The organism is Comamonas sp. GB3 AK4-5 (assembly GCF_041320665.1).
Taxonomy (GTDB): domain Bacteria; phylum Pseudomonadota; class Gammaproteobacteria; order Burkholderiales; family Burkholderiaceae_C; genus Comamonas.
The window spans coordinates 4,234,883-4,247,377 of record NZ_CP166730.1; the positions used below are offsets into that span (position 1 = coordinate 4,234,883).

The 12,495-nt window shown below is 64.8% G+C and carries 11 protein-coding genes; 6 read left to right on the forward strand and 5 right to left on the reverse strand.

What is annotated here, in order from left to right; genetic code table 11:
- Positions 1-284: 284 nt before the first annotated feature.
- The 4 genes from ACA027_RS18940 to rodA all read right to left on the reverse strand — a co-directional run bounded on the left by ACA027_RS18940 (position 285) and on the right by rodA (position 5,008).
- Complete coding sequence (locus ACA027_RS18940; RefSeq protein WP_370679737.1) at positions 285-596, reverse strand: hypothetical protein; 312 nt, start codon at positions 594-596, stop codon at positions 285-287.
- A gap of 235 nt (positions 597-831) precedes the next feature.
- Positions 832-1,992, reverse strand: a complete 1,161-nt coding sequence (locus tag ACA027_RS18945) for a 3-deoxy-7-phosphoheptulonate synthase (protein ID WP_370679738.1) — start codon at positions 1,990-1,992, stop codon at positions 832-834.
- 331 nt (positions 1,993-2,323) lie between these two features.
- Positions 2,324-3,784 (reverse strand): metalloprotease TldD, encoded by a 1,461-nt coding sequence (gene tldD, locus ACA027_RS18950; RefSeq protein WP_370679739.1) that lies wholly within the window; start codon positions 3,782-3,784, stop codon positions 2,324-2,326.
- Positions 3,785-3,835: 51 nt separating this feature from the next.
- Positions 3,836-5,008 carry a rod shape-determining protein RodA gene (gene rodA / locus ACA027_RS18955; RefSeq protein ID WP_370679740.1) on the reverse strand — a complete coding sequence of 391 codons (1,173 nt, stop codon included), beginning with the start codon at positions 5,006-5,008 and terminating at the stop codon, positions 3,836-3,838.
- A 98-nt stretch (positions 5,009-5,106) separates the two neighbouring features.
- On the opposite strand from rodA, the gene ACA027_RS18960 reads away from it, so the two are divergent.
- The 5 genes from ACA027_RS18960 (at position 5,107) to mtgA (ending at position 10,680) form a co-directional block, all read left to right on the forward strand.
- Complete coding sequence (locus ACA027_RS18960; RefSeq protein WP_370679741.1) at positions 5,107-5,694, forward strand: YqiA/YcfP family alpha/beta fold hydrolase; 588 nt, start codon at positions 5,107-5,109, stop codon at positions 5,692-5,694.
- Positions 5,695-5,751: 57 nt separating this feature from the next.
- The gene (locus tag ACA027_RS18965; protein ID WP_370679742.1) at positions 5,752-7,827 is read left to right on the forward strand and encodes a ribonuclease catalytic domain-containing protein; all 2,076 of its coding nucleotides are present in this window, start codon (positions 5,752-5,754) and stop codon (positions 7,825-7,827) included.
- The gene (locus tag ACA027_RS18970; protein ID WP_370679743.1) at positions 7,824-8,696 is read left to right on the forward strand and encodes an energy transducer TonB; all 873 of its coding nucleotides are present in this window, start codon (positions 7,824-7,826) and stop codon (positions 8,694-8,696) included. The genes ACA027_RS18965 and ACA027_RS18970 overlap by 4 nt, the downstream gene beginning before the upstream one ends.
- Positions 8,697-9,082: 386 nt before the next feature.
- On the forward strand, positions 9,083-9,928 hold the full coding sequence (aroE, locus tag ACA027_RS18975; RefSeq protein WP_370679744.1) for a shikimate dehydrogenase: 846 nt from the start codon (positions 9,083-9,085) through the stop codon (positions 9,926-9,928).
- 35 nt (positions 9,929-9,963) lie between these two features.
- Positions 9,964-10,680 carry a monofunctional biosynthetic peptidoglycan transglycosylase gene (gene mtgA / locus ACA027_RS18980; RefSeq protein WP_370679745.1) on the forward strand — a complete coding sequence of 239 codons (717 nt, stop codon included), beginning with the start codon at positions 9,964-9,966 and terminating at the stop codon, positions 10,678-10,680.
- Between the two features lie 132 nt (positions 10,681-10,812).
- Here the strand turns inward: mtgA and ACA027_RS18985 are convergent, their stop codons facing one another.
- Positions 10,813-11,598, reverse strand: a complete 786-nt coding sequence (locus ACA027_RS18985; protein ID WP_370679746.1) for a hypothetical protein — start codon at positions 11,596-11,598, stop codon at positions 10,813-10,815.
- 152 nt (positions 11,599-11,750) lie between these two features.
- Here ACA027_RS18985 and ruvC point away from each other — a divergent pair, with 152 nt between their 5' ends.
- Positions 11,751-12,308, forward strand: a complete 558-nt coding sequence (gene ruvC / locus ACA027_RS18990; RefSeq protein WP_370679747.1) for a crossover junction endodeoxyribonuclease RuvC — start codon at positions 11,751-11,753, stop codon at positions 12,306-12,308.
- The last annotated feature ends 187 nt before the right edge of the window (positions 12,309-12,495 follow it).

Sequence of the window (12,495 nt, forward strand, 5' to 3'; positions counted from 1 at the left end):
CGTGGGAGGGGGACGGCACCAGCGCGGCGGGGCGGCCCTTGCGCGGTGCCCTGACATGGGCTGCGCCAGTTTCACGGGCTGCGTGCTATGGATGGCCGGAGCGGGCCCGCGCAGCGCAACGGGCGCAGGGTCCACCACCACAACGCCCAGACAGCGCTTGAGGCGCGGCGCGGCGCCTCGCCCGCAGACAGTATTCCTATACGGCAAGGGCGAGCAACAAAGCATCAAGCGCTGTATGGGCGCCTCCACACGACCCACCCATACAGAGCAGCAAATAGATTGCGTCAGAACGCCACGGCCATACCGGGCACGTCGACGCGGATCACGGGGCGCGCCAGCACGGCAGCTGCGGCACGGGCATAGCTTTCGCGCCAGGCGCTGTCTTCCTGTAGCAGGCGCTGAGCCGCGCGGGCCACCACCAGCACCTTGTCGGCAAGCAGCACCTTGCCGCTGGGGCGCAGGGGCTCGCACTCCAGTGCGGTGAATTGCTCGTCCAGCCAGCGGCGGCCGGCTTCATGTTCCATGGGGGTGGCATGGCTCAGGTCCACGCGCAGTTCCACGCCTTCGGGCAGGTTGATGATGACTTCGTGCTGCATGTCTCGCCTTTCGTGATCAGAAATCGGGCGCGGGCGCCTGTGCGCTCCGCTTGACGCTTGGCCTGCCTGCCCCGGCCCACCCTGGGCAGGTTTCGGCCCTGACCCGCAGTGTCCATGAAAAAAGGAGCTGCCAGTGTTGGCAACTCCTTGTTTTCAGGGCAATCACTGATGGAAATCAGCCACAGGAGCGCTTGTGAAGCTCTTGTTTTGGTAGCAAAAGTCGCCCCCGCTACATTCAGGCCGCAGCCAGTGCCTTGCCGGCCTGACCCGCGCGGGCGCGGCGGGCTTGCACGGCATCGGCCAGCACCTGCAGCGTGGCCACAGTGTCATCCCAACCTATGCAGGCATCGGTAATGCTCTGGCCGTAGGCCAGCTTGCAGGCGTCGTCCTGGCCCGGGGTGAACTTCTGGGCACCGGCCACCAGATGGCTTTCCAGCATCACACCGAAGATCTGTGTGGAGCCGTCACGCATCTGGCCGGCGATATCGGCCGCCACATCTTTCTGGCGCTCATGCTGCTTGGCACTGTTGGCGTGGCTGCAGTCCACCATCAGCGTGGCGGGCAGGCCGGCTTTTTCCAGATCGATGCAGGCCGCAGCCACATGGGCAGCGTCGTAGTTGGGCGTCTTGCCGCCACGCAAAATGACGTGGCAGTCCGGGTTGCCCGAGGTGTTGACGATGGCCACCTGGCCGTTTTTGTGCACCGACAGAAAATGGTGGCCACGGCTGGCGGACTGGATGGCGTCGGTGGCAATGCGGATATTGCCGTCCGTGCCGTTCTTGAAACCAATGGGCGCCGAGATGCCCGAGGCCAGCTCGCGGTGCACCTGGCTCTCCGTCGTGCGGGCACCAATCGCGCCCCAGCTGATGAGATCACCGATGTACTGGGGCGAGATCACGTCCAGGAACTCGCTGCCCGCCGGCACGCCCAGGCGGTTGATGTCGATCAGCAGCTGGCGCGCCATGCGCAGGCCTTCGTCGATGCGGTAGCTGCCGTCCAGGTAGGGGTCGTTGATCAGGCCCTTCCAGCCCACGGTGGTGCGGGGCTTTTCGAAGTACACACGCATCACCACTTCCAGGCTGCCTTGGAACTGCTCGCGCACCTTGGCCAGGCGGCGGGCATAGTCCAGCGCAGCGGCCGGGTCATGGATGGAGCAGGGGCCGACGATGACCAGCAGGCGGTCATCCTCGTTGCGCATGATGCGCTGAATGCTTTGGCGGGTATTGCTCACCAACCCTTCCACAGGCGTGCCTTGGATGGGGAAGAAGCGGATCAAATGCTCTGGTGGGGGCAACACGGTAATTTCCTCAATGCGTTCATCGTCAGTCTGGCCAGTCTTTTCTTGCACAGAGCTGCGATACCAAGCATCGCCAGAGGAGGTGTGGTGAGCGTTCATATCTGCCTCGTTCCTAGTGGGGTGTTTTGGGGGAGTGATGGGTAAAAAAAAACCGCCGGGCTTTTCAGCTTCGGCGGTTTTTTTGGGAGGGTGTGTTCGTGTGTGCGAGCGCTGGCCTCTCATCCGCCTGGGACCGAGAGCCAAAAGTAAAAATAGAAAGCGCTGCGTACTTGCATAGCGAACGAATGTAGCACTGCTTATGCGGCAGCGCAACACCAGCGCCGCACACCAAAGCAATAAAACTCCAAATAAGACACAAAAAAGCACCGCCATATTCAGATACAGCGGTGATTTTACTTTTTCACACAGTAATCCTGCGTATTTTTAGAAATTAAGCGGTTCCACCCACCGTGAGTCCGTCGATGCGCATGGTGGGCTGGCCCACGCCCACGGGCACGCTCTGGCCTTCCTTGCCGCAGGTGCCCACGCCACTGTCCAGGCGCATGTCGTTGCCGATCAGGCTGACCTTTTTCATGCATTCCGGGCCGTTGCCCACCAGCGTGGCACCCTTGACGGGGTACTGGATCTTGCCGTTTTCCACCCAGTAGGCCTGGCTGGCCGAGAACACAAACTTGCCGCTGGTGATGTCCACCTGACCGCCGCCGAAGTTGGTGGCGTACAGGCCTTTTTTGATGGAGGCGACGATTTCCTGCGGATCCTTGTCGCCGCCCAACATATAGGTGTTGGTCATGCGCGGCATGGGCAAGTGGGCATAGCTTTCACGGCGGCCGTTGCCTGTTGGCTTGACGCCCATCAGGCGGGCATTCAGGGCGTCTTGCATATAGCCCTTCAGGATGCCGTCCTCGATCAGCACATTGGCCTGGGAGGGGCAGCCCTCGTCGTCCACATTCAGCGAGCCACGGCGGTCGGCCAAGGTGCCGTCGTCCAAAATGGTGACGCCCTTGGCGGCCACGCGCTGGCCGATGCGGCCGCTGAAGGCGCTGGAGCCCTTGCGGTTGAAGTCGCCTTCCAGGCCATGGCCCACGGCCTCGTGCAGCAGCACGCCGGGCCAGCCCGAGCCCAGCACCACGGTCATCATGCCGGCAGGGGCCGGACGCGATTCGAGGTTGACCAGAGCCTGGTCCACGGCCTCGTCCACATACTGGGCTATCTGCTCGTCGCTGAAATAGGCCAGGCCAAAACGGCCACCGCCGCCGGACGAGCCCACCTCGCGGCGGCCTTTTTGCTCGGCAATCACCGTCACCGACAGGCGCACCAGGGGGCGCACATCGGCGGCCAGCGTGCCGTCGGCCCTGGCCACCATGACCACGTCGTATTCACTGGCCAGGCCGGCCATGACCTGCACCACGCGCGGGTCCTTGGCACGGGCCAGCTTTTCCACCTTGCCCAGCAGCTCGACCTTGGCCGTGCTGTCCATGGAGGCAATGGGGTCCAGTTCGGGGTAGAGGCTGCGGCTGGGCGCAATCTTGGCCTTGGGAATGCGCACCTTGCGGCCTTCCCGGGCCGAGGAGATGGCGCGCACGGTGCGGGCCGCATCCAGCAGCGAAGCCTGCGAAATATCGTCGGAATAGGCGAAAGCCGTCTTCTCGCCGCTGACTGCGCGCACACCCACGCCCTGGTCGATGGAGAAGGAGCCGGTCTTGACGATGCCCTCTTCCAGGCTCCAGCCTTCGGCACGGGTGTACTGGAAGTACAGGTCGGCATCGTCAACCTGGTGGGCCCGGATCTCGGCCAGGGCCTGGGCCAGGTGGCGCTCATCCAAGCCAAAGGGTTCAAGCAGCAGTTGCCGGGCCGTGGCCAGGCGCTCAATGGTCGGTTCGCGGGAGATCATTCATAGATTGTAGGCATGCGCCCATGTCCCCGCCATGCTGCGGGCCGCTGACTACAGTCTTTGCATGCTGTCCTTGGGCGCACCGCGGTGGGTGCGTGCCACCGCCATCAGCACGCCCAGCGCCAGCCCCAGCGTCACCATGGCCGTGCCGCCATAGCTCACGAATGGCAGGGGCACGCCCACCACCGGCAAGATGCCGCTGACCATGCCCATGTTCACAAAGGCATAGGTAAAGAAAATCATGGCCACGGCGGCAGCCATCAGGCGTGTAAACAAGGTGTTGGCATGCATGGCAATCGCCAGGCCACGCCAGACCAGCAGCAAAAAGCCGGTGATCAGCACCAGATTGCCCAGCAGGCCGAACTCCTCGGAGTACGCCGCAAAAATGAAGTCGGTGGTGCGCTCGGGAATGAATTCCAGATGGGTCTGGGTGCCGGCCATAAAGCCCTTGCCCCAGATGCCGCCCGAGCCGATGGCAATCATGCCCTGGATGATGTGAAAGCCCTTGCCCAACGGATCGCGCGTGGGGTCCAGCAAGGTGCAGACCCGGGTGCGCTGGTAGTCGTGCAAAAAATACCAGCTCACGCCATCGGCGCACAGCGTGGGTTCGTTCCAGATGATCAGGGCCACGCCCACCACACCCAGCAGCACCGGCGGCACGATCAGCTTCCAGGGCAGGCCGGCAAAAAAGATCACCGACAGGCCGGCCGCCATCACCAGCAAGGCCGTTCCCAGGTCAGGCTGCTTCATGATCAGGCCCACCGGCAGCAGCAGCAAGATGAAGGCGATGACGAAGTCCGAGGTCCGGCGCTGGCCCTCGCGCTTCTGAAACCACCAGGCCAGCATCAGCGGCGTGGCAATTTTCAGCAGCTCCGAAGGCTGGACCACCACCCCCAGGTTCACCCAGCGCTGCGCCCCCTTTTTGGTGATGCCAAAAAGCAGCACCGCCACCAGCAACGCCACGCCCAAGGTGTAAAGCGGCACGGCCAGCAGCATCAAGCGCTGCGGCGGCACCTGGGAGACCAGGAACAAAATGCCCGCTGCCAGCAGCATGTTGCGACCATGGTCGGCAAAGCGCGATCCATGGTCGTAGCCCGCCGAGTACATGGCCAGCAGACCCACGCTGGCCAGCACCCCTATGAGCAACAGCAAGACATAGTCGAAGTTGCGAAACAGCGGCACAAAGCGCTGCAGCAGGGACGGTTTGTCGATTTCGGCGGACATAGCCCTACATTATCGCGGGCCGCTCGCTGCCCCGCAGCCCCACAGGGTCACAGAGGCCTCCATCCAGGTACAGGCCGGCCAGGCGCTACCATGGGCCCATGGCCACCACCACCCATTTGCTGTATCTGCACGGCTTTCGCTCCTCTCCGCAATCGGCCAAGGCCCAGGCCATGGCCACCTATGTGAGAGACCAGCACCCCGATGTGCAATGGTGGTGCCCGCAGCTGCCCCCCTCGCCCCAGGACGCCATGGACATGGTGGCCGAAGGCTTGCGCGACTGGCCAGCCGCACACATGGCGGTGATCGGCTCCTCGCTGGGCGGGTTCTACGCCAGTTGGGTGGCCCATCTCAAGGGCTGCCCCAGCGTGCTGCTCAATCCTGCCTCCTACCCCGACCGCGATCTGGAGCGCTACATCGGCGAGCACAGCAGCTGGCACGATCCCGAAACCCGCTTTTTCTTCAAGCCCGAATACATTGCCCAGCTGCAGGCCCTAAGCCTGCATAGCAAGGCTCCAGCCGGGCCGGAACTGGGTCTGTTTGCCAAGGGCGATGAGCTGCTGGACTGGCGCGAGATGCTGGCCCGCTACCCCCTGGCCGAGCACATTCTCATTGAAGGCAGCGACCATGCCCTGAGCGGCTTTGAGGCCCATATCCCCGAGATTTGCAACTTTTTGCACCTGGCCTGAGCCGCGCCAGCCCCGGCCGCTGTCCAAGGACAAGGGCGGCATGGGAAAATGCCGCCCATGCACGCATTGTTTGAAGACGCCGGCAAATTCCTGGCTGGCCGTATCCTGTCCGAGGCCGACGCCTCTTCCCAAATCGAACTTGGCACCGGCAAACGGGTCAAGGTCAAGGCTGCTGCCATCTTGCTGAAGTTCGACAAGCCCGAGCCCGCAGCGCTGATGGCCGAGGCCGAATCCATTGCCGCCGACGTGGAGCTGGACCTGGCCTGGGAGTTCGCCCCCGAGGAAGAGTTCGGCTTTGCCGACATTGCGCGCGACTATTTCTCCGAGAGCGCGCCGCTGGCCCAGCAGGCCGGCATGCTGTTTGCACTGTATGGCGCACCGCACTACTTCCGCCGCGCCGGCAAGGGCCGCTTCAAGAAGGCGCCGGCCGAAATCCTGCAGCAGGCCCTGGCCGCCATCGAGAAGAAAAAGCAGATCCAGGCCCAGATCGATGGCTGGGCCCAGGAGCTGGCCGGCGGCAGCTGCCCCCAGCCCATACGCGAACAGCTCTACAAGATTCTGTTCCGCCCCGACAAGAACGCCCCCGAATACAAGGCCGTGGTCGAAGCCAGCCGCAGCGCGCAGAAAGCGCCACTGGACCTGCTGCAGGCCTCCGGCGCCATCGACTCGGCCTACCAGTTCCACTGGCAGCGCTTTCTGTTCGACAACTTCCCCAAGGGCACGGGCTTCCCGCAGCTGACGGCCCCCCAGCCGCCGCAAGACCTGCCACTGGCCGAGGTGCAGGCCTATTCCATCGACGACTCCATGACCACCGAGATCGACGATGCCCTGTCCGTGCAGGGCCTGGGCAGCGGCAAGGTCACGCTGGGCATCCACATTGCCGCGCCCGGCCTGGCGATTCAGCCCGGCTCCGAGCTGGACAAGCTGGGCCGCCATCGTCTGTCCACCGTCTATATGCCGGGCTACAAGATCACCATGCTGCCCGATGAGGTGGTGCAGATCTACACCCTGGACGAGGGCCGCGCCAACCCGGCCGTATCGCTGTATGTGACCTATGACGAGGCCACGTTCGAAGTGCTCGCCAAGGAAACCAAACTGGAGCGCGTGCCGGTGGTGACCAACTTCCGCCACGACAAGCTGGACCACATCGTCACCGAAGACTGGCTGAGCGACAGCAGCATTCAGGTCGAGAACACCCCCCAGAGCTTGCTGGATGTGCGTGAGCAGCTCACCTTTTTGCACAAACTGGCCAAGCACCTCAAGGCCCAGCGCGAAGTGGTGCGCGGCAAGCCCGAGAACTTCTCCCGCCCCGACTACAGCTTCCGCCTGGAAGGCAATGGCGACGATGTGCCCAATGGCAGCGAAAAGGTCAGCATCACCGTGCGCAAGCGCGGTGCGGCGCTGGACCTGATCGTGGCCGAGGCCGCCATCGTGGCCAACAGCAGCTGGGGCCAGTTGCTGGCCGACTGCGGCGTGCCCGGCATCTACCGCAGCCAGGCCAGCCTGGCGCCGGGCGTCAAGGTGCGCATGTCCACCAAGGCCCTGCCCCACGCCGGTATCGGCGTGAAGAGCTACTCCTGGGCCACCTCACCGCTGCGCCGCTATGTGGACCTGGTCAACCAGTGGCAAATCATTGCCTGCGCCCGCCACGGCGCCACGGCCGCGCTGGTCGCGCCCTTCAAGCCCAAGGATGCCGAGCTGTTCGGCATCATCAGCAGCTTTGACGGTGCCTACAGCGCCTACAACGGCTACCAGGCCGGCATGGAGCGTTTCTGGACGCTCAAATACCTGGAGCAAAACGCCATCACCGAGCTGGACTGCGCCGTCATCAAGGACAACGGCCCCGGTGGCATGCTGGCCCGTGCCGACACCCTGCCCCTGGTGATCTCGGTGCTGGGCGCACAAAACCTGCCGCGCGGTGCGCGCGTGCGCGTCAAGCTCGGCGAGATTGACGAGATCACCCTGGACATCCACGGCACCGTGCTGGAGCGCCTGGACAACCCGGATGACAGCAGCGACGACGCGCCGGTGGACGAAGTGTCGGATGAAGACGACAACGTGGCCGGCCCCATCGCCATTGCGGTGGACATGAACGACAGCGAAGGCGCCAGCGCGGATAATCCCGCTCCGTGACCCGGCTGCCCAGCTCCTCCCGCTCCACCTCCCCCCTGACCATCGCGCTGGGGGTGTCGATTGCCGTGCACCTTGCACTGCTGGGCCTGCGCTTTGCCGCGCCCCAGCATTTCAACCGCGTGTTCCAGGACACGCCGCTGGAAGTGATTCTGGTCAACGCCCAGACAGCTGCGCAGCAGGAGCCGCTGGAAAAAGCCCAGGCCATTGCCCAGGCCACATTGGTCGGTGGCGGCGACGCGGCCCAGGGCCGGGCCACCAGCCCCATGCCCTATTCGGCGCTGACGGCCGTGGGCGATGATTTTGAAAACCGCCAGCGCCAGATCGACGCCATGCAGACCCAGCAGGCCGTGCTGCTGACCCAGCTGCGCAAACAGCTGGCTTCGCTGCCGCAATCAGCCCCCAGCCAGGCTGCATCCAGCCCGCAGCAGGCCCAGGAGGAGGAGCGCCGCCAGCAACTGGTGAAGCTGCTGGCCGAGATCGAAAAGCGCATCAACGAAGAAAACGCCCGCCCCAAAAAGCGCTACATCAGCCCCGCCACACGCGAAGCGGTGTACGCCGTGTACTACGACGCGCTGCGCCGCAAGGTGGAAGACAAGGGCACGGAGAACTTCCCCGAGCAGGGTGGCAAAAAACTCTACGGCGAGCTGGTGATGATTTTGACGGTGAACCATGACGGCAAGGTCCTGGCCACCGAGGTGGTGCAGGGCTCGGGCAACCGCCTGCTCGACACCCGCGCCGAGGCCATTGCCCGCGCCGCCGGCCCCTATGGCCATTTTGGTCCGGCCATGCGTGCCAAGGCCGACCAGATTGCCGTGGTCTCGCGCTTCAAGTTCACCCGCGACCAGACCTTGCAGACGGATGTGCGGTGAAATAAAGCGCCCCCTGAGGCGCTACGCGCCTTCCCCCTCTCTGGCTTCGCCGGAGGGGGACGACACCAGCGCGGCGGGGCGGCCCTTGCGCGGTGTCTCTGACCTTGGAGCGCGCCGGTTTTGTACGCCCCGCCCTGCTCGCCCCTTGTGGGGGAGGGCTGGGGTGAGGGGAGGCCTTCGCGGCTCTTGCGTGGCAGCCCTGGCGAAAGGGGTTGGGCATGCGACGAGGGCATTCTTGCGCCGCACCTTGGGTATTGCTCCTTCCCCCGCCGGGGGAAGGTTGGGATGGGGGATGGGGGCTTGGCCCCTGGTCTTACTCCCTCGCCCCTTTGGGGAGAGGGCGGGGGTGAGGGGCAGCCCGTCACCGTCTTTGCAAACTTTCTGACATGACCTCTGCTGTTGACTCCTACTGCGTGATGGGCAACCCCGTGGCCCACAGCCGCTCGCCCTGGATCCATGCCCGCTTTGCCGCGTTGACCGGCCAGGCCCTGCATTACGAGCGCTGCCTGGTGGCGCTGGATGGCTTTGGCCAGGCCCTGGCCGACTTTGCCGCTGCCGGTGGCAAGGGCTGCAACATCACCGTGCCCTTCAAGCTAGAGGCTGCCCGGGCCGCCACGCAGCGCAGCCCGCGCGTGGCACTGGCGGGTGCGGCCAATACCTTGGTCTGGCAGGCCGATGGCAGCCTGTACGCCGACAACACCGACGGCCTGGGCCTGGTGGCCGACATCACGCGCAATGCGGGTGTGACGCTGGCAAGGCGCGATATGTTGCTGCTGGGCGCCGGTGGTGCGGCCGCCGGCGTGCTGGGCCCGCTGTTGGAGCAGGCGCCGCGCCGCATCGTGGTCTGCAACCGCACGGTCGCCAAGGCCGAGGCCCTGGTGGCCCAGCATGCAGACCTGGCTGCGCTACACAAAGTGGAGCTGCTGGCGCAATCACCGCAAGCGCTGCAAGGCAGTTTCGATGTAATCATCAACGGCACAGCCGCCAGCTTGCAAGGCGCGGGCGTGCCTGCGCCGGCCAGCGTGCTGCGCGCAGGATCTCTGGCCTACGACATGATGTACGGCCCGGCCGCTCAGCCCTTTCTGGACTGGGCCGCCCAGCATGGCGCCACCGGCCGCGATGGCCTGGGCATGCTGGTAGAACAAGCCGCCGAAGCCTTTGCCCTGTGGCGTGGCGTGCGCCCACCTTCGGCCCAGGTGCTGACAGAGTTGCGCGCCCTGCTGGCCGCATAAGCCACGCACCAAGGCGACAGCACGGAGGCCCCTATATGCAAGCACTCTGGCGATGGGTAGGACTGGTGCTGCTGGCCGCCCTGGGCCTGCAGCTGTTCTTTGTGCTGCGCATTGCGCTGATGACCGTGGTGGCACCGGAGTCCACCAGCTTTCAGCGCTCCGAGATGTGGCAGCAGTGGAAAGACGGTGCCGAGCGCCCCTGGCAGCAGCATTGGGTGGATTACGACCAGATTTCCGACCACCTCAAGCGTGCGGTGCTGACCTCGGAAGACGATCAGTTCGTGGAGCATGGCGGCGTGCGCTGGGATGCCATTGAGCGCGCCATGGAGCGCAACGCCAAGGAAGAGCTGCGCGCAGCCCGCAAACAGTCCACACGTCCGGCCCGGGTGTTTGGCGGCTCCACCATCACCCAGCAGCTGGCCAAAAACCTGCTGCTCTCGGGCGAGCGCAATATGCTGCGCAAAGGCCAGGAGCTGGTGCTGGCCCAATTGCTGGAGCTGCTGCTTTCCAAGCGCCGCATTCTGGAGATTTACCTCAACAATGTGGAATGGGGCAACGGCATCTTTGGCGCCGAGGCCGCAGCCCAGCATTACTTTGGCAAAAGCGCGGCCCGCCTCACTGCGGCCGAAGCCGCGCGCCTGGCCGTGATGCTGCCCAACCCGCGCCACTTCGAGGCCAATCCGCGCTCGGCCTATCTGAACCAGCGCAGCAACGCCATCCAGCGCCGCATGGCCGCCACGCCGCTGCCGTAAGCACAGCGCTTAGAGCGGCTCACAAACTCAGAAAATCGCAGAATTTCGCTGGAGACGAGGCGTGGAGCCGCAGGCAGTACCAGGGTACGACAAGGCTGAACAACGACGTATCAAGGGTTTTGTGAGTCGGTCTTAGCTGTCCAGCTCACCATACAACAGCAGCACCTGCAGCGCCGTCAGCGTCTCCTCGTGCAACTGCGTGAGTTGCGCATCACGGTCTGCAGGAATGATGGCCCGACCCTGCACATCGAGCGCAAAGGGCCGACCCAGCAGCTCGGCCATGTCGATGGTGTAGTAGGAGCGGTCCCCATAGGGGCGCTTGCCGTCGATATAAGGCATGGGCCACAGCGGTGCCTCTTCCGTGCTCTCGGCCAGCAGGCCGCCCAGGCTGTCACCGTCCACCTCGTTCCACATGGCGGCGCGCAACAGCGTCAAATGCTCGGCACGCAGCGTGAACTGGCCCTGGCACACACCAGGCAGCAGCGCCTGCATGTCCTCGGGCACGGCATAGCGCCCCGGCGCCAGCCTGGCCCGCTCCACAAAGGGCAGCACCCAGCGCGCCACCTCCACCAACCGCCGGGTGGCCAGGGCTGCATCCTCGGTCGCCAGCAGCTGCTGCACCATCTGCACCGCAGGCGCTTCACCCCGCAACGGCTGGGCCGGATCCACGCCCGGCGCACCGGACTCCACTGGCAGCCACCACACGCGCAATGCGCGCAGCAGCTGCAGATGCTGGGGTGTGAAAGCAGGCAAGGCCTGGGAACTGAGCACCTGCTGCACGATATCTGCATGCCGGGGGGCGGATGCCGTAGCCAGCACGGCAATGCGCCAGCCCACAAACACCACCACCACGGCCCCCAGCCCCAGCAGCAAACGGCGCAAGAAACGAAACAGACAGCGTGAGAAATGCAAGGACATGGGAGGACACAGCGGGCCGGTAAACAGGCTGCGCAGTGTACCCAGCACTGCACAGGGTTGCGTCGCTGCGGCCTGGGGCTTGCTTTGCGCTTGCGGCACAATTCCCGCACCGGCGCGGCGTGCGCCGGCATCTTCTGTTCACGGCATCTTTCATGCGCATTCTTGGCATCGACCCCGGTCTACAAACCACCGGCTTTGGCGTGGTGGAACGCGAGGGCCAGCAGCTGCGCTATGTGGCCTGCGGCACCATACGCACCACCCGGACACCGGGGGTGGAGCTGGGCGACCTGCCGGCACGGCTGAAGATTCTCTACGAGGGCATTGGCGAGGTCATCACCCGCTACCAGCCCGAGAGCGCCTCGGTCGAAATCGTCTTCGTCAACGTCAACCCCCAGTCCACGCTGCTGCTGGGCCAGGCGCGTGGCGCCGCCATTGCGGCACTGGTCATGCATGGGCTGCCGGTATCGGAATACACCGCGCTGCAGATGAAAAAAGCCATCACCGGCCATGGCCGTGCGGCCAAGGAACAGATCCAGGAAATGGTCAAGCGCATGCTGCACCTGCCCAGCCTGCCCGGCCCGGATGCGGCCGACGCCCTGGGCATGGCCATCACCCATGCCCATGCCGGCCATGTGATGGACCGCCTCGCGCAGGAGACGTCACTCCAGCGCCGCCAGCATGCCTTGTACAAGGGCGGAAGAACGTACTGAATGAAAGCCCCCGGTGCCGCTGCGCGTCTTCCCCTTCTCTCTCGCTGTGCGAGGGAGGGGAACGGCACCAGCGCCTACCGAGGAACAAGGCGGCCCTTGCGCGGTGCCCTGACCTGAGCAGCGCCAGTTTTGCACGCAGCGCATGCAGCCATAGGCGCACGCCCAAGCTGGAACCCGCCTGCAAAGA